Origin of the sequence: Propionicicella superfundia DSM 22317 (assembly GCF_000423465.1) — a bacterium.
GTDB classification, from domain to species: domain Bacteria; phylum Actinomycetota; class Actinomycetes; order Propionibacteriales; family Propionibacteriaceae; genus Propionicicella; species Propionicicella superfundia.
The window spans coordinates 957,155-975,835 of record NZ_KE384020.1; the positions used below are offsets into that span (position 1 = coordinate 957,155).

15 protein-coding genes and 1 pseudogene are annotated in these 18,681 nt (G+C 69.9%); 6 read left to right on the top strand and 10 right to left on the bottom strand.

Annotated elements, in window-relative coordinates:
• Nucleotides 1-65 precede the first annotated feature (65 nt).
• The 9 genes and pseudogenes from G555_RS0109565 to G555_RS0109605 form a co-directional block, all read right to left on the bottom strand.
• Nucleotides 66-512 carry a DUF3052 domain-containing protein gene (locus G555_RS0109565; protein ID WP_051208639.1) on the bottom strand — a complete coding sequence of 149 codons (447 nt, stop codon included), beginning with the start codon at nucleotides 510-512 and terminating at the stop codon, nucleotides 66-68.
• Between the two features lie 97 nt (nucleotides 513-609).
• Nucleotides 610-3,444: a pyruvate dehydrogenase (acetyl-transferring), homodimeric type gene (gene aceE / locus G555_RS0109570; protein ID WP_084635028.1), complete on the bottom strand. Its 2,835-nt coding sequence runs from the start codon at nucleotides 3,442-3,444 to the stop codon at nucleotides 610-612.
• A 145-nt stretch (nucleotides 3,445-3,589) separates the two neighbouring features.
• A pseudogene (locus G555_RS19050) lies at nucleotides 3,590-5,097 on the bottom strand (sodium/solute symporter).
• Nucleotides 5,094-5,477, bottom strand: a complete 384-nt coding sequence (locus tag G555_RS0109580; RefSeq protein WP_028708713.1) for a hypothetical protein — start codon at nucleotides 5,475-5,477, stop codon at nucleotides 5,094-5,096. The pseudogene G555_RS19050 and the gene G555_RS0109580 overlap by 4 nt, the downstream one beginning before the upstream one ends.
• Nucleotides 5,474-6,208 carry a LytR/AlgR family response regulator transcription factor gene (locus tag G555_RS0109585; protein WP_028708714.1) on the bottom strand — a complete coding sequence of 245 codons (735 nt, stop codon included), beginning with the start codon at nucleotides 6,206-6,208 and terminating at the stop codon, nucleotides 5,474-5,476. Before G555_RS0109585 ends, G555_RS0109580 begins: the two co-directional genes overlap by 4 nt.
• The gene (locus G555_RS0109590) at nucleotides 6,205-7,386 is read right to left on the bottom strand and encodes a sensor histidine kinase (protein ID WP_028708715.1); all 1,182 of its coding nucleotides are present in this window, start codon (nucleotides 7,384-7,386) and stop codon (nucleotides 6,205-6,207) included. Before G555_RS0109590 ends, G555_RS0109585 begins: the two co-directional genes overlap by 4 nt.
• Nucleotides 7,387-7,432: 46 nt before the next feature.
• A complete protein-coding gene (locus G555_RS23400) occupies nucleotides 7,433-7,624 on the bottom strand; it encodes a YbdD/YjiX family protein (RefSeq protein WP_084635030.1) in 192 nt (63 codons plus the stop codon).
• The gene (locus G555_RS19055; RefSeq protein WP_036921734.1) at nucleotides 7,624-9,921 is read right to left on the bottom strand and encodes a carbon starvation CstA family protein; all 2,298 of its coding nucleotides are present in this window, start codon (nucleotides 9,919-9,921) and stop codon (nucleotides 7,624-7,626) included. Before G555_RS19055 ends, G555_RS23400 begins: the two co-directional genes overlap by 1 nt.
• 168 nt (nucleotides 9,922-10,089) lie before the next feature.
• Nucleotides 10,090-11,124, bottom strand: coding sequence for a PHP domain-containing protein (locus G555_RS0109605; protein ID WP_028708716.1), 1,035 nt, complete (start codon nucleotides 11,122-11,124; stop codon nucleotides 10,090-10,092).
• Nucleotides 11,125-11,301: 177 nt separating this feature from the next.
• Between G555_RS0109605 and G555_RS0109610 the strand changes: the two genes are divergently transcribed.
• The 5 genes from G555_RS0109610 (at nucleotide 11,302) to G555_RS0109630 (ending at nucleotide 16,115) form a co-directional block, all read left to right on the top strand.
• Complete coding sequence (locus tag G555_RS0109610; RefSeq protein WP_028708717.1) at nucleotides 11,302-12,468, top strand: PucR family transcriptional regulator; 1,167 nt, start codon at nucleotides 11,302-11,304, stop codon at nucleotides 12,466-12,468.
• A gap of 92 nt (nucleotides 12,469-12,560) precedes the next feature.
• Nucleotides 12,561-13,499 carry an ACP S-malonyltransferase gene (locus G555_RS0109615; RefSeq protein ID WP_028708718.1) on the top strand — a complete coding sequence of 313 codons (939 nt, stop codon included), beginning with the start codon at nucleotides 12,561-12,563 and terminating at the stop codon, nucleotides 13,497-13,499.
• Nucleotides 13,496-14,488, top strand: a complete 993-nt coding sequence (locus tag G555_RS0109620) for a beta-ketoacyl-ACP synthase III (RefSeq protein ID WP_028708719.1) — start codon at nucleotides 13,496-13,498, stop codon at nucleotides 14,486-14,488. Before G555_RS0109615 ends, G555_RS0109620 begins: the two co-directional genes overlap by 4 nt.
• Before the next feature lie 54 nt (nucleotides 14,489-14,542).
• The gene (locus G555_RS0109625; RefSeq protein ID WP_028708720.1) at nucleotides 14,543-14,788 is read left to right on the top strand and encodes an acyl carrier protein; all 246 of its coding nucleotides are present in this window, start codon (nucleotides 14,543-14,545) and stop codon (nucleotides 14,786-14,788) included.
• Nucleotides 14,789-14,861: 73 nt separating this feature from the next.
• Nucleotides 14,862-16,115, top strand: a complete 1,254-nt coding sequence (locus tag G555_RS0109630) for a beta-ketoacyl-[acyl-carrier-protein] synthase family protein (protein WP_028708721.1) — start codon at nucleotides 14,862-14,864, stop codon at nucleotides 16,113-16,115.
• 66 nt (nucleotides 16,116-16,181) lie between these two features.
• Here the strand turns inward: G555_RS0109630 and G555_RS0109635 are convergent, their stop codons facing one another.
• On the bottom strand, nucleotides 16,182-18,104 hold the full coding sequence (locus G555_RS0109635; RefSeq protein WP_028708722.1) for a BglG family transcription antiterminator: 1,923 nt from the start codon (nucleotides 18,102-18,104) through the stop codon (nucleotides 16,182-16,184).
• Nucleotides 18,105-18,303: 199 nt separating this feature from the next.
• Here G555_RS0109635 and G555_RS0109640 point away from each other — a divergent pair, with 199 nt between their 5' ends.
• Complete coding sequence (locus G555_RS0109640; RefSeq protein ID WP_028708723.1) at nucleotides 18,304-18,618, top strand: PTS sugar transporter subunit IIB; 315 nt, start codon at nucleotides 18,304-18,306, stop codon at nucleotides 18,616-18,618.
• Nucleotides 18,619-18,681 lie beyond the last annotated feature (63 nt).

Here is an 18,681-nt window from a genome sequence, read left to right on the forward strand (position 1 = left end):
CACGGACGGCGTCAGCCGCCGGAGGGACCGCGCCGGGGGCTACAGCGCCCCCGCCTGTCCACGTGTCATTTCCGCCCGGTCTTGGGGCGCACCAGCTTGTGCGCCTGCCACTCCCGCGACACCTGTGCCGAGCCCGTGAGGGACAATCCGGCGCCGATGGAACCATCGGCCAGGTCGGCGGGGTCCACGAACCCCGCCCGTCCGACCTTCGGTGTGAGCAGCCACAGGTGACCTGTGGGAGACAGATCCTTGAGGGCGTCCATGAGACCGTCGACAAGATCGCCGTCCTCGTCACGCCACCACAGCAGCACGACGTCGACGGCCTCGACGGCCTCGTAGACGAAGTCCGCCTCGATCTGGTCCATCAACTGGTCACGAAGCGCCTCATCGACGTCCTCGTCCCAGCCGAGTTCCTGGACAGCCAGGCCCCCTGTGAGACCCAACTTGGCACCTCCCGCCGGTGCGCCGAGCTCCGGCTCAGCCCTGGTGATCACTCCTGCCCTCCGCGTCATAGGCCCTATTCGTCGGTTACAGCCTGCCAGAATCGGCCCCCCGGGGGGAACCGAACGGGGGGTCTCCGCACGGAAACCCCCCGTGGCCTCAGTTGGATCAGCTATCGCCGCCCACCGCGCCGCTGTGGCCCGCCGTCACATCGTGGATGCGGTACAGCTCGGCCGCCCGTGCCGGGTAGCTCGGATCGAGCTGGCCCTGCTTCACGAGCATCTGCAGCGTCCGCACGGCGATCGACGGCCCGTCGATATGCAGGTAGCGCCGGGCAGCGGCCCGGGTGTCGGAGAAGCCGAACCCGTCGGCACCCAACGACGCGAAATCGCCCGGCACCCACTGCGCGATCTGGTCCTGGACCTGCCGCATGTAGTCGGACACCGCGACGACCGGCCCCGGTCGTCCCTGCAACTGCTGCGTGACCCAGGGGACGCGAACGGGCTCGTCGGGACGCAGGAACTCCTGCTCGTCGCAAGCCAGCCCGTCACGCCGCAACTCGGTCCACGACGTCACGCTCCAGACGTCCGCAACCACCCCGAAGTCCTTCTTGAGCAGTTCCTGCGCCTCCAGCGCCCACGGCACACCCACGCCGGACGCGAGGAGCTGCGCCCGGCGAGCATCCGGTCCGACGCCGTCGAAGCTGCCCTCCCGCAGCAGGTACATGCCCTTCAGGATCCCGTCGGCGTCGACGCCCTCGGGCTCGGCGGGCTGCACCATAGGCTCGTTGTACACCGTCAGGTAGTAGATGACGTTCTCGGGATTCTCCCCGTACATCCGCTCCAGGCCCGCCTTCATGATGTGGGCGATCTCGTACGCGTAGGCCGGGTCGTAGGTCACGACCGAGGGGTTCGTGGACGCCAGCAGCGGGCTGTGGCCGTCCATGTGCTGCGTGCCCTCCCCGGTCAGGGTCGTCCGGCCGGCGGTCGCGCCGATGAGGAACCCGCGCGCGAGCTGGTCGGCCGCTGCCCACAGGGCATCGCCTGTCCGCTGGAAACCGAACATGGAGTAGAAGACGTAGATCGGGATCATCGGGACGCCGTGCGTCGCGTACGAGGTGCCGACGGCAGTGAAGGACGCCACCGACCCGGCCTCGTTGATGCCGAGGTGGAGAATCTGCCCCTGCCGCGACTCGCGGTACGCCAGCATCAGCTCGTGGTCCACCGGCGTGTAGTTCTGACCGTGCGGCGAATAGATCCGGATGGTCGGGAAGAACGAGTCCATGCCGAAGGTCCGGGCCTCGTCGGGGATGATCGGAACGACGTGCGGCGCGAACTCCTTGTCGCGCAGCAGATCCTTCAGGAGCCGCACCCAGGCCATGGTCGTCGCCACCGCCTGCGAGCCCGTCCCCTTCTTCAGCGCGCCGTACGCGTCGGCGTCGGGCAGCTTGACCGGAGCGTAGGTGGAGCGGCGCTCGGGCACGAAGCCGCCGAGCCTGCGCCGCCGGTCGAGAACGTACTGGATCCGCTCGTCGCCCGTGCCCGGGTTGAGGTACGGCGGCAGGTACGGGTTCTCCTCCAGCTCCGCGTCGCTGACGGGGACGTCGAGCCGGTCGCGGAACTGCTTGAGGTCGTCCAGCGCGAGCTTCTTCATCTGGTGCGTCGCGTTGCGGCCGGCGAAGTGCTGCCCGAGGAAGTAGCCCTTGATGGTGTGCGCGAGGACGACGGTCGGCGCACCGGAGAACTCGGTCGCCGCCTGGTACGCCGCGTACACCTTCTTGAAGTCGTGCCCGCCCCGGGTGAGCTTCCAGATCTGGTCGTCGCTCCAGTCGGCGACCATCTTCGCGGTACGCGGGTCTCGGCCGAAGAAGTGATCCCGGACGAACTGCCCGTCGTTGGCCTTGAAGGTCTGGTAGTCGCCGTCCGGCGTCGAGTTCATCAGGTTGACGAGGGCGCCGTCCTTGTCGGCGGCGAGCAGCGGATCCCAGCCATGGCCCCACACGACCTTGATGACGTTCCAGCCGGCGCCCCGGAAGAAGCTCTCCAGTTCCTGCATGATCTTCCCGTTGCCGCGCACGGGGCCGTCGAGCCGTTGCAGGTTGCAGTTCACGACGAAGGTCAGATTGTCGAGTTCCTCGTAGGCCGCCAGTTGCAGCGCCCCCCGCGACTCGACCTCGTCCATCTCGCCGTCGCCGAGGAACGCCCACACACGCTGCTCGGAGGTGTCCTTGATGCCGCGGTTGTGCAGGTACTTGTTGAACTGCGCCTGGTAGATGGCGTTGATCGGGCCGAGGCCCATCGACACCGTCGGGAACTCCCAGAACCCCGGCATCTGGTGCGGGTGCGGGTACGACGGGAGAGCACGGACCCGGCCGTCCACGATGTGGGAGTGCTCCTGCCGGAAGCCGTCGAGGTCGGCCTCCTCCAGTCGTCCCTCCAGGAACGCCCGGGCGTACATGCCCGGGGACGCGTGCCCCTGGAAGAAGACCTGGTCACCGCCGCCGGGGTGGTCCTTGCCACGGAAGAAGTGGTTGAAGCCGACCTCGTACAGCGTGGCCGACGACGCGTAGGTCGAGATGTGCCCGCCGACGCCGACGCCGGGACGCTGTGCGCGATGCACCATGACCGCCGCGTTCCACCGCACGAGGCGGCGGAACTTGCGCTCGAGGTCGACGTCGCCCGGGTACCAGGGCTCCTGCTCGGGCGGGATCGTGTTGACGTGGTCGGTGGCGGTCAGCGACGGCAGGCCCAGGTGACGCTCCCGGGCCCGTTCCAGGAGCTTGAGCATGACGTACCTGGCACGGTTGCGTCCCGCGCCGTCGATCATCCCGTCGAGCGACTCCAGCCATTCGTCGGTTTCGACGGCATCGATGTCGGGCAGGTTCGTGGGCAGTCCGTTCAGGATGGGTCCTGTCACGTCTCGAGCGGCCACTCGCGGTCCTTTCCATTCCGGGGACGGGCCTTCGTGGAGCCCGTCAGCCGCCAACGGTGCGGCTCTCCTCATCTTCCCCCAATTCCCCGAGATATCCCACTTGGGAGTCCACCAACTGCTAGGGCAGGTGACCGCGGTACCTGCGGGATTCGGACGCATCGAGGGGGCCGGCGGCGGTCCTCTGTTTCGCCCTCCGGGAGGACGGCGGAACGGGTCGTCACTCCCGGCGGGAGACCCGCCGGCTCGTCCCGGCACTCGTGGTCCCGCCTCGTGCCTCGGGGACGTGGAGTCGGGTCAGGTAGCGGTCCGCCCGGGGCGGCACACGTCTGCCGTCCGCCAGCGACGCCGCGACGGTGACGACGACCGCAAGGGGAACCGTCCCGGCTGCGGGCTGCGCCATGAACCGGGCGAGGACCTCGTCGGCGGTCAGGTGCAGGAAGTCGGCGACGAACGCCCCGCCGCAGGAGATTCCGCCGACGACCATGCCCGCGATCGCGCCCCGCGCCGTCAGCCGGCGCCACCACACCGCCAGCACAAGAACCGGAGACATGCTGGACGCGGCGAAGACGAACACCAGACCCACCGCACCCGCCAGGCTCTGCCGACTGGTCGCAAGCGTGACCGCCAGAGGGATCGCGGCACTGATCAGAGCCGCCACACGGAACGCACGCACCCCTCCGCCGAGCAGGTCCTGGCTGATCACACCGGCCAGCGAGACCACGAGCCCCGACGAGGTCGCCAGGAAGGCCGCGAAGGCACCCGCCACGATCAGCGCGGTGAGCCCGTCGCCGACGGGGCCGGGGAGCAGCCGCGAGGGCAGTACCAGGGCGACGGTGTCGGCGACCCCGGGATCCGCCAGGTCGGGGGCGGTCGCCCGGGCGATCAGCCCCATCGTGCTGGACGTCATGTAGAAGATGCCGATCAGCACGATCACCAGCCCGGTCGTACGCCGCGCGGCGACCCCGTCGGGGTTGGTGTAGAACCGCACCAGCACGTGCGGCAGCCCCATGGTGCCCATGACCAGGCCGAGCATCAAGGACGCGGCGTCGTAGGGATGCTGGCCGGCCGGCCCCTGCCCGACAGGAAAGGTGATCTCCGTCTCGAACTCCGGCGGCGCCCCGGCCAGCCAGAACAGCATCACCGCGACCGGAACCATCAGCGCGGTCAGCTTCAGCCAGTAGTGGAAGGCCTGGACGTAGGTGATGGCCCGCATGCCGCCGGCGGCCACGACACCACCGACGACCACGGCGACCAGCACCGAACCGATCCAGCCCGGCAGGCCCGCCACCACCCCGATGGCCAGCGCCGCGCCGTGCAGTTGCGGCACGATGTACAGCCACCCGATGATCACCACCATGACGCTGGTGACGCGGCGGGCGGCCGGCGACGCCAACCGGGCCTCCACGAAGTCGGGGATCGTGTAGGCGCCGCTGCGACGCAACGGCGCGGCCACGAAGAGCAGCAGCAGCAGGTAGCCGCGGTGTAGCCGATCGGGAACCAGAACGCGTACGTGCCTGACAGCAGCACCAGCCCCGAAAGTCCGAGGAAGGTGCCCACCGACAGGTACTCGCCGCTGATCGCCGAGGCGTTCCACCAGGGCCGTACCCTCCGTGACGCCACGAAGAAGTCGCTGGTGGTGCGCGACACCCGCAGCCCGAAGAAGCCGATCAGCGCGGTGGCGACCACCACAAGCCCTATGGCCGCTACGCTCAGCGCCGGGTTCATTCGCGCTCCCGCAGCGACCGGTAGCGTTGCTCATTGCGCGCGGCCGCCCGGATGTACGCGAATCCGAACAGCGCGACCACCGGGTACATGCCGTAGGCCTGCAGCAGCCAGGCCCACGGCACGCCGAACAGGGACGCGGAGTGCAGGAACGGGACGGTCGCGACCAGGACGGTCAGCACGGCGATGGTCAGGCAGCAGCCGATGGCACACCCGAAGGCCAGCCGGAGCTGAGCTCTGACCAGCCCCTGCACGAACACATCCCGGGTCTCCGCGATCGACCCGCCCGGATCCTCCCTGCCGCGGGAGCCACGGGAGAAGGCTCGGGGGTGCTGCGGCTCGCGGGGGGCGGTCACCCGCACGCGCGGCGGGAGCTCGCTCATCGCGACGACCTGATCCGCCGTCTTTCCAGAGCCGCCCGGACGCTGGGAACCATTCGCCGGCTGACCGGCAGATCGGCCGCGCCGACGGTCACCGTGGGGGCAGGGCCGGCAAGCCGAGCTCGGCGAACGGCTCCCAGCGCGACGAGGAAGGACCGGTGGATCCGCACGTACCCGGCTCCGTGCCACTGCTCTTCAAGCTCCGAGATGGGCATGCGCACGAGGTAGCTGGCTTCGTCGGTGTGCAGTCTCGTGTAGTCGCCCTGGGCCTGCGCGTACCGGACATCGTCGCGACGGATCATGCGGGTCGTCGCCCCCACGGTGACGGCGATGGTCGGTCCGGGCACGGGCGCCGCCGGTGCGGCCGGCGCGCCGAGCACCGCCGCCACCCGGGAGATCGCGACCTCCAGCCGCTCGGCGCGCACGGGTTTGAGCAGGTAGTCGACGGCCGCCACCTCGAACGCCTCCACGGCGCGCTCATCGTCGGCGGTCACGAAGACCAGCACCGGCCGGTGGGCGAACTGGGCGAGGGTCCGCGCCAGGTCCAGCCCGGACAACCCGAGCATGTGGATGTCCAGGAAGGCCGCGTCCACCCGCACCTGAGCCAGTCGGCGGACGGCCTCCGCGCCCGACGCAGCACGGTGGATGTCGCCGATCCGGGGGTCCCGGCGCAGCAGGAACTCCAGCTCGTCCAGGGCGGGAAGCTCATCGTCGACGACCAGGACGCTGATCACCCCGTCACCGCCGGGGCGAGGTCGTGCAACGGCTGCGATTTCGGCACTCGCATCCGTACCAGGCTGCCCGCGCCGACGTTGGTCTCCACGATCAACCCGCCGTCCTGCCCGTAGACCTGCCGCAGCCGCGTGTCGACGTTCCGCAGGCCGATGTGGTCGGTGGCGCCTCGCTCGGCGAGCAGCGCCCGCAGGGCGTCCGGGTCCATGCCCACGCCGTCGTCCTCGACGGTGATCTCGGTCAGCGTGCCGAGGTCGGAGGCCGTGATGATGACCCGCCCTCGGCCGTCCTTGACCTGCAGCCCGTGCTGGATCGCGTTCTCCACGAGCGGTTGCACGCTGAGGAACGGGATGACGGTGGAGAGGACCTCAGGGGCGATCTGCAGTGATACGGACAGCCGGTCGCCGAATCGCGCCCGCTCCAGCAGCAGGTAGGAGTGGATCGCCCGGAGCTCCTCGGCCAGAGTCGTGAAGTCTCCCTGCCGACGGAAGGAGTAGCGGGTGAAGTCGGCGAACTCCAGCACGAGCTCACGGGCCCGGGCCGGATTGGTGTTGATGAAGGAGGCGATCGCGTTCAGCGCGTTGTAGATGAAATGCGGGCTGATCTGAGCCCGCAGGGCGCGCAGTTCGGCCTCGGCGAGGGCCGCTCTGGAGGCGTCGAGCTCGCCGAGGTCGAGCTGGGAACCCACCCATTCGGCGACCTCCTCGGTGGCGCGGATCAGCGGAGGGTGCACGGTCGGTGTGAAGGCCACCAGACCGGCCGCGACCACGCCACCGACCCACACAGGCGTGCCGACGGCGTCCGGACCGCCGGGGGTGGGGTTGCGGAAGACCTGGGTCCGCCCGCTGCTCCACACCCGATCCGGCATCCGCAACTCCCGATGGAGGGCGTCGCCGTCGAACGCGACGAGCCCGTCCGGCCCGGTCAGCACCAGGGACTCGCACCCGAGCAGTCCGCGGAGCTCACGCATCGCACGCGGCACCCCCTCGGCCCCCAGGCCGCCGCGCAGATGCTGAGCAGCCTGGGAGGCGTGGTGCAGCGTGCGGTAGGTCGCGGTCTCGACATCGGAGCCGAGGTCGCGGGTACCGCGCACGAGCCGGAAGGCCAGCACGAACGCCAGCGCGATCGCCGCGCCGATCAACGCGCCGCCCAGACCGGCGACCAACGTTGGCTCCTGCATGGGCCTGAGTGTAGGAGGATGGGCGTTTCACGCGCGACGACGGCGCTCAGCAACATCGGCTTCCGGGGTGGGCGTCCTGGTCGGCGTAGCGCTGACGCCAGAACTCGCGTTCGCTGACCGGAGGGGTGCCGCGATGATGGGCGTCGTGGTGAGCCAGATAAACCGCGTACGCGTCGTCTCCCATCAGTGACGTGACATACCACCGAAGCGCAGGGAAGACGCTGAGAACGGCGGCCATCAGTGGCGAACCAGCTTCGGCAGCCTGTCGGGCGGGACGGCGGCCCACTCGGCCTGCAGTCGCCTCTCGGACGGGGTCGGGATGAACCCGGCCGGGGCAAACAACTGCGAGGGCACTGCGGGATCCTCCGAGTCGGCGCCGCCGCCGGACCGCCATGCCTTCCAGGTGACGACCACGGACGAGACGATCACGACGATCGCCAGCGAGACGAAGATGATCGACAGCGTGCCCTGGATGAAGGTGTTGCGGACGACCGACTCCATGGCTTCGACGCTACGGGCCGTCCCGAAGCTCTCCTCTCCGCGCGCCAACGCGTCACGGAAGGCGATGTGGTTGGCCCAGTAGCCGACCGCGGGCACCGGCGAGAAGATCTTGTACAGCGACGCCAGGATGGTCACGACGGCGGTGAAGGCCAGCGGCACCACGATGATCCACAGCCAGGTGGAGAGCCCCTTCTTGGCCACGATCGCCATGCAGACCGCCAACGCGATGGCGGCGAGCAACTGGTTCGCGATGCCGAACAGCGGGAACAGCACGTTGATCCCGCCCAGCGGATCGGTCACGCCCATCAACAGGATCAGGCCCCAGCCGGCCACCATCACCGCAGTGGCGATCCAGGCACCGGGTCGCCAGCTCTGATCCTTGAACTTCGGCCAGAAGTTGCCGACCGAGTCCTGCAACATGAAGCGGGCGACCCGGGTGCCGGCGTCGACGGCGGTGAGGATGAACAGTGCCTCGAACATGATGGCGAAGTGATACCAGAAGCTCATCATCTCGGTGCCGCCGACGAGCTGCTGCATGATGTGCGCCAGGCCGACGGCCAGGGTGGGGGCACCGCCGGTACGGGACACGATGCTCGGCTCTCCCACCAGACGGGCGGTCTCGGTCAGCATCTCCGGGGTCAGGTTCACGCCGGCGAGGCCGAGGGAGTTGACGAAGGAGACCGCTCCCTCCACGGTGCCCAGGGTTGCGGCCGCGGACGAGTTCATCGCGAAGTAGATGCCGCGGTCGATGGAGATCGCGGCGACGAGAGCCATGATCGCCACGAACGACTCCATCAGCATCCCGCCATATCCGATCAGGCGGGTCTGGCGTTCCTTCTCCACCAGCTTCGGCGTGGTGCCGGATGCGATCAGCGCGTGGAACCCCGACAATGCGCCGCAGGCGATCGTCACGAACAGGAACGGGAACAACGGTCCGGAGAACACCGGTCCGGTCTGGCCCCCGGCGAACTCGCTGAACGCCGGCACCGAGATCTCAGGACGAACCAGGACGATCGCACCGGCCAGCATGACGATGACGCCGATCTTCATGAAGGTCGACAGGTAGTCGCGGGGGGCGAGCAGCAGCCACACCGGTAGGACGGCCGCGATGAAGCCGTAGACGATGACGCCCCAGGCGAGGGTGGTGCGATCGAGGCTGAAGATCTCCGCTCCCCAGGGAGTCCCTGCCACCCAGCCCCCGGCGACAATGGCGAACAGCAGAAGGCCGAAGCCGATGATGGAGATCTCGGTGATCCTGCCGGGACGCAGGTAGCGCAGGTACACACCCATGAAGATCGCGATCGGGATGGTCATCGACACACTGAACACGCCCCACGGGCTCTCGCCGAGAGCGTTGACGACGACCAGGGCCAGGATGGCGACGATGATCAGCATGATGAGCAGAGCCGCGATGATCGCGGCGGTGCCGCCGATCCGCCCGAGTTCGTCGCGGGCCATCTGGCCGATGGACCGACCGCCCCGGCGCATCGAGAAGAACAGCACCAGGTAGTCCTGGACGGCCCCGGCGAGCACGACGCCGACAATGATCCAGATCGTGCCCGGCAGATATCCCATCTGGGCGGCCAGGATGGGGCCCACCAGCGGCCCGGCGCCGGCGATGGCGGCGAAGTGGTGTCCGTAGAGAACGCGGCGATCGGTGGGGACGTAGTCCTTGCCGTCGGCCCGGTACTCGGCGGGGGTGGCGCGGCTGTCATCCGGCCTGGTGAGCTTGTTCTCGATCAGCCGGGAGTAGAAGCGGTGCCCGATGAGGTACGTGCACACGGCGGCGAAGACGAACCAGATCGCGTTCACGGTCTCGCCGCGGACGATCGCGACCATGACCCAGGCCACCCCGCCGAGCAGCGCGACACCCGCCCAGAGAGCGATCTTCGCCGGGGTCCAGCGGCGTTCGGCCCGCTCGTCGGCCGCTGAGATCGCCGTTGGCGGAAGGACGGCGGCGCCGGGAGACGGTGGTGATGCGGTCGAGGAGGAAGCGCCTGCTTCCTTCTTTCGATCGGGACTCGAGAGGGACATCGTTGGCTCCTACGGGGTCTCTTGATGGATGCGCAGGAGAGTAGGTGGCGCAGCGACCGTCCCGAGAGGGCAGATGACGAACGCGCCCGACTACGCGACGAACGGCATGTCCGACACGACGAACGGCGGTCCCGGGCGGGGAACGCCGGCACTCGGGCGGCGGCGAGGCTACCCGCGTGTCGCGGACGCCGTCCAGTCGAGGAGCCGCTCCACCGGCCAGGTGTCGACGATCCGGTCGGCGTCGATGCCATGCCGCTCCGCGCGGTCGCAGCCGTACCAGCCGAACTCCAGTTGGCCGGGGGCGTGGGCGTCGGTGTCGATCGAGAACAGGCATCCCATCTCGGCGGCCAGCGACAGCAGGCGGTTCGGCGGGTCGCAGCGTTCGGGGCGGCTGTTGATCTCCACCGCCACGGAGAACTGGGCGCACGCCGCGAACACGACCTCCGCGTCGAAGACCGACTCGCCGCGGACGCCGCGCTCGCCCCCGAGGAGCCTCCCCGTGCAGTGCCCGAGGACGTTCGTGCGCGGGTGCGCGATCGCCGCCACCATGCGGTGCGTCATGGACTCGCGGTCCATCTGCAGTCCGGAGTGCACGCTCGCGACGACGACGTCGAGCCCCGCGAGCAGCTCGGGCGCCTGGTCGAGGGAGCCATCGGCCAGGATGTCCACCTCGATCCCTCGCAGGACGCGGAACCCGCCGAGGGCCTCATTGAGATCGGCGATGGCATCCCACTGCTCGCGCAGCCTGTCGGCGCTCAGCCCGCGGGCGATCCGCAACCGCGGCGAGTGGTCTGTGATCGCGATGTACTCCCGGCCGAGCTGCTGCTCGGCGACCGCCATCTCATCGAGATCCGCGCCGCCGTCGGACCACAGGGTGTGAACGTGCAGGTCACCGCGCAGCGCGTCCCACAGCAGGTGCCCGCCCGTCGTCAGCGGCGCCTTCTCGGAACGCAGCCTCGCCAGCGTGTCGGGGATCCGTCCGGCCAGCGCCTGCCGCACGACCGCCGCCGTCTTCGGGCCGAGCCCCGGCACCGACGTCCAGTCGCCGACCGTCTCGTGTGCGGCGCGGTCACGCGCGGAGAGACCCGCCACGACCGCGGCCGCCCGGCGGTACGCCTTGACCCGGTGCGTATCGGCCCGGGCGCGATCCATGAGATAGGCGATCTCCCGCAGGGCCGCGACAGGGTCTGTGAACTCGCTCACAGCACCGACCCTAAGCCCCTGCGACACGAGCCGGATCCCTCGCGGGGCCGGGCCCCACCGGCCGGGCCGATGGACGCACGTCCCGCCGGCAGCAGGAGACCCGGGGCGACGCTCCCGGACCGACCCGACCCCCTGGCCCACGGACACTGGCTAGGCTGACGCCGAAAAGGGGGAGACATGCCGCCTGGCCGACTGAGCTCGCGAACCCGCGCCGCCATCGCCAAGCGGTTGTCGGGCGTCACCGCCACGATGAACACGGTGGCCATGGCGGAGATATCGTCCCGTCACGCCTGGTTCGGCCAGCTCGACGCCGAGCACCGCTCCTGGATCACCCTCGTCGCCGGCGCCGGGATCGACGGCTTCGTCACCTGGTTCGCCAACGGCGAGCAGGGCACCCCGACGGGCATCTTCGACGCCGCTCCCCGCGCCCTGATGCGGCGTATCTCCCTGCACCAGACCGTCGCGCTCGTACGCACGACCGTCGAGACGGTGGAGGCGCAGATCGAGGAACTGATGCCGCGCTCCGACCGACCGGCCCTGCACGAGGCGATCATGCGGTACAGCAGAGAGGTCGCCTTCGCCGCTGCCGAGGTGTACGCGCGTGCCGCAGAGCTCCGCGGCCTGTGGGACTCGCGACTGGAGGCACTGGTCGTGGACGCCGTCGTGCGCGGCGAGGCGGACGAGTCGCTCGTCTCTCGCGCGTCGACGCTGGGCTGGCAGTCCACCGACGGGATCGCCGTCGCCGTGGGCGCGGCGCCCGCTGCGCGCTCCTTGGAGGATCTCCACAAGGGGGCGGAGCGACTCGGCGTCACGCTCCTGGCCGCGTACCAGGGAGACCGCCTGGTCGTGGTCCTCGGCGGCACCGTCGGGTCCGACAGCGACGCGGCGCTGCTCGTCGGCGGGGTCTCCGAGCACTTCGGCCCCGGCCCGATCGTCGTCGGTCCCATCGTCCGCAGCCTCGTCGACGCGCCGCTGAGCGCCCGTGCGGCCATGTCCGGAGCGCGTGTCGCCGAGTCCTGGGCCTTCGCCCCGCGGCCGGTGAGCGCCGGCGACCTCCTGCCCGAACGGGCTCTCGCCGGCGACGGTCACGCCCGCCGCGAACTGGGCCGGGAGATCTACCGGTCCATCGCCGAGTCCGAGGACCTCCTGATCACCCTGCAGCAGTACTTCGAGCAGGGCGGCTCGATCGAGGCGACCGCCCGCGCCCTGTTCGTCCACCCGAACACGGTCCGCTACCGGCTGCGGCGCGTCGAGGCGCTCACCTCATACGCGCCCGGAGACCCGCGGGACGCGTTCGTGCTCCGGCTGGCCCTCGTGCTGGGCTCCCTCATGCGTCAGCAATGAGCCGCAATTTGTGGGTTTCCTACAACCAACCTGTCACAGACCTTGGTGGTGTCCGCACCGCAGGAGCACCGACTTCGCGGCACGCTGGTGACGTGCTGGTAATCGTCGCGCCCGGACAGGGTGCCCAGACCCCCGGATTCCTCGCCCCCTGGCTCGAGGATCCCGCCACCGTCGAGTTCCTCCGGCGGCTGTCGGACGCCGCCGGGCTCGATCTCATCCGCTACGGGACCGAAGCCGACGCGGAGGAGATCCGCGACACCTCGGTCGCGCAGCCGCTGCTCGTCGCCGCGGGCCTCGTCGCCGCCGCGGCGCTCTTCCCCGAGGAGGGCACGCTCACCGCGGCGACCGGGCTGCTGGCCGGTCACAGCGTCGGTGAGATCACCGCCGCCGCACTGGCGGGGGTCCTGACTCCACTCGGTGCGATCCGGTTCGTGGCCGAACGGGGTCGTCAGATGGCTGCGGCGAGCGCCGTGCAGCCCACGTCGATGACGGCCGTCATCGGCGGTGACGAAACCGACGTCCTCGCCGCGCTCGCGGCCCACGGCCTCACCCCGGCGAACAACAACGGCCCCGGCCAGATCGTCGCCGCCGGCACGGTCGCGCAACTGGAAGCCCTCGCCGCGGACCCGCCCGCCAAGGCCCGTCTACGCCCGCTCAGCGTCGCCGGAGCGTTCCACACCGTGCACATGGAGCCGGCCGTCGCACCGCTGGCGGCGCTCGCCGACACGCTGGCGCCCGCCGATCCGGCCACGCGACTGCTGTCGAACGCCGACGGCGACGTCGTGCCGTCCGGCGCCGACTACCTCGCCCGGCTCGTCCGGCAGGTCGCCAACCCCGTCCGCTGGGACCTCTGCATGAGGACCATGGCCGAGCTCGGCGTCACCGGTCTCATCGAGCTCGCCCCCGCCGGCACCCTCACGGGGATCGCCAAACGGCACCTGGCGGGCGTCGAACTCCTCAAGCTCAACTCGCCCGACGATCTCGCCGCGGCCCACGACTTCGTGGCCGCCCACGCAGGAGCCGCCGCATGACCCTTCTTGCCCGCACCGGTGCCCGCTACGCCCGTATCCTCGGCGTCGGCAGGGCGTTGCCCAGCCGCGTCGTCGACAACGCAGAGATGTGCACCTACATCGATTCCAGCGACGAGTGGATCCGCCAGCGAACCGGCATCGTCGAACGGCGTTGGATCGCCGACGGGGAGTCGGTCGAGACGCTCGCCCGCGACGCGAGCCTGGAAGCCATCGCGAACTCCGGCGTCGCCCCGGCCGACATCGACGCGGTCATCGTGAGCACGGTGTCCTACTTCCACCAGACGCCCGGTCTCGCGCCGAAGCTCGCCTTCCAGCTCGGCGCGATCGGGGCGGCGGCCTACGACATCTCGGCCGCGTGCGCCGGCTTCTGCTACGCCATCGCGCAGGCCGAGGCGTTGATCCGCTCCGGTGCCGCCACCCACGTCCTCGTCGTGGGGGCGGAGACGCTGTCCAGGCTCACCGACCTGTCCGACCGGTCCACGGCCTTCCTGTTCGCCGACGGCGCGGGCGCCGTGGTGATCGGCCCCAGCGACGTCAACGGCATCTCCCCCGTCGTGTGGGGATCCGACGGCGAGGCGGGCCCCACCATCCACCAGGCCACCGACTGGGAGGGTGCGGTCCGGGACCAGACCTGGCCCTACATCTGGATGGACGGCAGGCAGGTGTTCCGGTGGGCGTCCGGTTTCGTCGCGGACGCCGCGCTCGACATCCTGGAGAAGTCCGGCCTCACCCCCGATGACCTCGACACGTTCATCCCCCACCAGGCCAACAACCGCATCACCGACGCGATGCTGCGCCACCTCAAGCTGCCCGAGCACGTCAAGGTCGCCCGCAGCATCGTCAACTACGGCAACAACTCCGCCGCCTCCATCCCGATCGCGATGTCGGAGATGCTCGCCAGCGGCGAGGCGAAGAGCGGCGACACCGCCCTCATCATCGGCTTCGGAGCCGGCCTCGTGTACGCCGGCCAGGTCGTGACCCTCCCCTGATCCGGAGCCCCTCCGGCACCCGCAGACAGCCACACAACACCGTAAGGAGACACCATGGCTACCTCTGAAGAAATCCTCTCCACGCTCGCCGAACTCGTGTACGACGTCGCCGACGTCCCGGTCGAGGACGTCCAGCTCGACAAGTCGTTCGTCGACGATCTCGACATCGACTCGCTCGCGATGGTCGAGATCATCGTCGGCATCGAGGAGAAGTTCGGCGTCACCGTCCCCGACGACGAGGCCAAGAACCTGAAGACCGTCGGCGACGCCGTCACCTACATCGAGCAGGCCAAGGCCTGAACGATCCACGTCGCGGGCGGGGCGTCGTCCCCGCCCGCACCACCCACCCGTCCTCTTGTTGTTGGAGCGGTACATGAGCAACATCGTCATCACCGGCCTCGGTGCCACCACGCCCCTCGGCGGCGACGTCGCGAGCACGTGGAAGGCCCTCGTCGCCGGCACCTCGGGCGTGACCCGCATCGAGGAGGAGTGGGCGGACGGCCTTCCGTGCCAGATCGCCGCCAGGGCGGCGGTCGATCCGACCACCAAGGTGGATCGCATCCGCGCCCGCCGTCTCGACCGCGCGTCCATGATGGCGCTCATCGCGGCCGAGGAGGCATGGCTGGACGCCGGGTTCAGCCTGGCCGAGGGCACCGATGTCGACCCCGACAGGCTGTCCGTCGTGATGGGCACCGGGATGGGCGGCCTGCACTCCCTCATCAACAGTTGGGACACCCAGAAGGGCAAGGGATACCGCCGGGTGAGCCCGTTCACGATCCCGATGCTCATGGCCAACGCGCCGGCCGCCAACGTCGGTCTGCTGCTGCACGCGAAGGGCGGCGTGCACACCCCGGTGTCGGCCTGCGCGTCGAGCAACGAGGCCATCAGCAACGGCCTGGACATCCTGCGTCTCGGCCGCGCCGACGTCGTCGTCGTCGGCGGCACCGAGGCGGTCATCCACGCCTTCCCGCTCGCCGCGTTCGGGCAGATGCAGGCGCTCAGCCGCCGAAACGACGAGCCCGAACGCGCATCGCGTCCCTGGGATGTCGACCGTGACGGCTTCGTCATGGGCGAGGGCGCGGCCGTGCTCGTCATGGAGACGCTCGAACACGCCCAGGCCCGCGGGGCCCGGATCTACGGCAGGCTCGCCGGTGCCGGCGTCTCGGCCGACGGACACGACATGGTCCAGCCCGATCCCACAGGCGAAGGTCAGGCGAAGGCGATGGTGAAGGCCGTCCGCGACGCGGGCCTGCAGCCGTCCGACATCATCCACGTCAACTGCCACGCCACGTCCACCCCGCAGGGCGACACGACCGAGGCGCACTCCATGCGCGCCGCCCTCGGCGACCACACCGCCGCCATCGCCACCGGCACGAAGTCCATGACCGGGCACCTCCTCGGCGGGGCCGGGGCGCTGGAGACGATGGCCACCCTCCTGGCGCTGTACAACCGCGTCGTCCCTCCGACCATCAACCTGGACAACCCCGAGCCCGACCTCGGCATCGACATCGCGGCCAACACGGCGCGAGCGCTGCCCGCGGGCGACCTCGCCGCGCTCAACAACTCGTTCGGCTTCGGCGGTCACAACGTCGCCGTGGCCGTCACCAACGAGTTCGCCACGCACTGACGCCCCGTCTCGATCCCGGCGCCGGTCCTGCGGGGCCGGCGTCGTGGCATCTCCGGAGGCGTGTCCTCAGCCGTCGATGACGGCGACGAGTTCGTCGAGGAATGCCGCGAAGTCGACACCGTTGTGGACGAGCCGTTGCACGCTGTCCCGCTCGCTGAACACCTCGACAAGCTGTTCGAACACCGTCTGGAACGCGGCGCGGTCGCTCTCGGAGAAGGCGACCATCGCGACCACGTGCACACGCGCCTCACCCCACGGGATCGACCTCTCGGACATCCCGACGGCGATGGCCGTGCGCGTCGCCGTCATCCCGAGCGCATGCGGCACGGCAAGCGACTCCGTGAACGCCGTCGACGACATCCGCTCCCGCTCGATGGTGCGCTCCACGTAGTCGTCGTCGATGACGCCCTCGGCGACCAGCAGGGCGCCGAGACGTCGGATGACGGACTCCTCGCCGACCTCGGCGTCCAGGTCCCGCACGAACGACCGGGGGGCGAAGTACCGCTCCAGTTCGGCGCGGAGCCGCGCGAGGCGACGCGTGCGCCGCACCCGCATCGCGGCGAGATGGACCCGCTCGACGTCGGCATCGGACAGGAACAGGGGAATGGCCACGATCCTGTCGCTGTGCTCGGGCGGCGGGATGGTCGTCAGGATCAGATCGGTGGTCAGCGACTCCCAGTCGGGATCGACGCGCGTGTCGACCCGCACGACCTCGATCGCCTTCCCCAGCGACCGGTCGACGCTCGACCGGAGCAGGCTGTGCAGGTCGTGGTACCCGGGGCACACGATGGTCGCCGTCGGCAGCGCGTCGTCGGTCCTGTTGCGCTGCAACGTGGCGCCCACGTGCATCGCGATGTAGGCGATCTCCTCGTCGACCAGGGGGATGCCGAGACGTTCCTGCAGCCCGTTCGCGATATAGACGGCGACCTCGAAGATCATCGGGTAGGACGACTTCAGCGTCCGCGTCAGCGGATTGCGCGACCAGGCCGACTCCTGTGCCCGCTCGACGAGGTTCTGGACGTGCAGGATCAGGCGCCAGGTGAAGTCCTCCCCGGAGAGCCCCACGAGAAACTCCTCGGCCGCGGCGGCGCAGGTCTCCTTCACGGCCCGCTCCACGGCCGGCGAGACGCGCTCCCGGGCGAGTTCCTGAGCTCCTGCCATCCGCGGGGCGACGACCCGTGTGAGGACCACCGTCGTCAGGAACTGGCGGTCGCCGGTCCCGAACCGGATCCCGAAGTGACGCAACGCCAACTGGTCCAGCACCCGTCCGATGGCCTGCTCGTCCCGGCGCACCTGCTGGTCGGCCGTGGCGAGCGGCCGGCCACGCGAACTGCGCTCCGCTGCGATGCCGACGTGCATGAGGACGTCCGCGATCGCGTACTCGTTGACGAAGTAGCCGAGCCGGCCCAGCGCGTCGACGAGGTCGGTCTTGAAGGAGCTGTACTTCGCCGCGCCGACCGCGCCCTCCCCCAGCACGCGCATGAGCGCCGCGAAGTCGAGCGACTCCATGTCCGCCTGGTCGTGGGCCAGCCGGCTGAGCACCCGCCGGAGCGCGATCTCGGTGCCGTGCAGCCAGATCCGCGATCCCTGCCGTTCGAGCGTGACACCGCTGCCGCTGAGGAAACCCCGGACCCGGGCGAGGTCGGCCTCGATGGTCGCGGAGCTGACGAAGATCTCATCGGCCGTGTCGTGGACGTCCAACGGATCGGTGGACTCCAGCAGCCGACGGAGAAGCTGGTAGAGCCTGTCCTGGGGGGTGCCCGGCTCGACACCGCTGCGCAACGCGGTCGGCGCGGCGGGCCCCGCCCGATACCCCTGCGGCCCCGACTCCACGACGATCGCCTCCACCGCCCGGGCGTTGAGAGCCGCCACATACGTCCGCACCGTGCGGGGCGTGACCCCGAGGACATCGGCCAACTGGGCACCCGTCACCCATTCGTCGACTCTCACCAGATGCGTGAGAAGCCTGTTCTGTCGAGTCCTCGACACGTTCACCGACCTCCCGGGCCACGCTGCACCACCGGTGTCGACGCAACCCTGCGTGTGTCGCCAGTCAAGCATGCTTCGGATGCGATGACACCCCCGGCCCGGGCCCGGAACGCCACAGACTTCCTTCCGCCCCTGCGGAAACTCCCGTGGTTGTGGCCGTGGGCCAGCGCTTCGCATGATGAGGGCGAGGGAGGTATCGATGAAGATCCTGATCGTCTGCGGCGCCGGGGCGTCGAGCACATTCGTCGCCCAGCGCGTCAACCGGGCCGCCCGCGCCCGCCACCTGTCCCATACCGCCGCCGCGACCTCGGAGGCATCGCTCGCGACGGACATCGTCTCGGCCGACCTGATCCTCGTCGGGCCTCATCTCGCCAGCCGCGTCGAGCAGATCGAGGGCCTCGCGGCCGTTCACGGAGCCGCCGCCCTCCTCCTCGCCCCCGACGTCTTCTCCGACCTCGACGGCACCAGGACGCTCGCCCTGATCGAAGAGACCGCCCGCGACCGGCTCACCTGAGCCGCCCGCACGACCCCCATCCCGGTGCCGCATCGCTGCGGCATCCGGCGGACAGCACCAGAT

Bases quoted from the DNA above. Each gene is read 5' to 3' on its own strand.
- G555_RS0109565 (WP_051208639.1), bottom strand. From the start codon at position 512: ATGACGCGGAGGGCAGGAGTGATCACCAGGGCTGAGCCGGAGCTCGGC.
- aceE (WP_084635028.1), bottom strand. From the start codon at position 3,444: ATGAGGAGAGCCGCACCGTTGGCGGCTGACGGGCTCCACGAAGGCCCG.
- G555_RS0109580 (WP_028708713.1), bottom strand. From the start codon at position 5,477: ATGAGCGAGCTCCCGCCGCGCGTGCGGGTGACCGCCCCCCGCGAGCCG.
- G555_RS0109590 (WP_028708715.1), bottom strand. From the start codon at position 7,386: ATGCAGGAGCCAACGTTGGTCGCCGGTCTGGGCGGCGCGTTGATCGGC.
- G555_RS23400 (WP_084635030.1), bottom strand. From the start codon at position 7,624: ATGGCCGCCGTTCTCAGCGTCTTCCCTGCGCTTCGGTGGTATGTCACG.
- G555_RS19055 (WP_036921734.1), bottom strand. From the start codon at position 9,921: ATGTCCCTCTCGAGTCCCGATCGAAAGAAGGAAGCAGGCGCTTCCTCC.
- G555_RS0109610 (WP_028708717.1), top strand. From the start codon at position 11,302: ATGCCGCCTGGCCGACTGAGCTCGCGAACCCGCGCCGCCATCGCCAAG.
- G555_RS0109620 (WP_028708719.1), top strand. From the start codon at position 13,496: ATGACCCTTCTTGCCCGCACCGGTGCCCGCTACGCCCGTATCCTCGGC.
- G555_RS0109625 (WP_028708720.1), top strand. From the start codon at position 14,543: ATGGCTACCTCTGAAGAAATCCTCTCCACGCTCGCCGAACTCGTGTAC.
- G555_RS0109630 (WP_028708721.1), top strand. From the start codon at position 14,862: ATGAGCAACATCGTCATCACCGGCCTCGGTGCCACCACGCCCCTCGGC.
- G555_RS0109640 (WP_028708723.1), top strand. From the start codon at position 18,304: ATGAAGATCCTGATCGTCTGCGGCGCCGGGGCGTCGAGCACATTCGTC.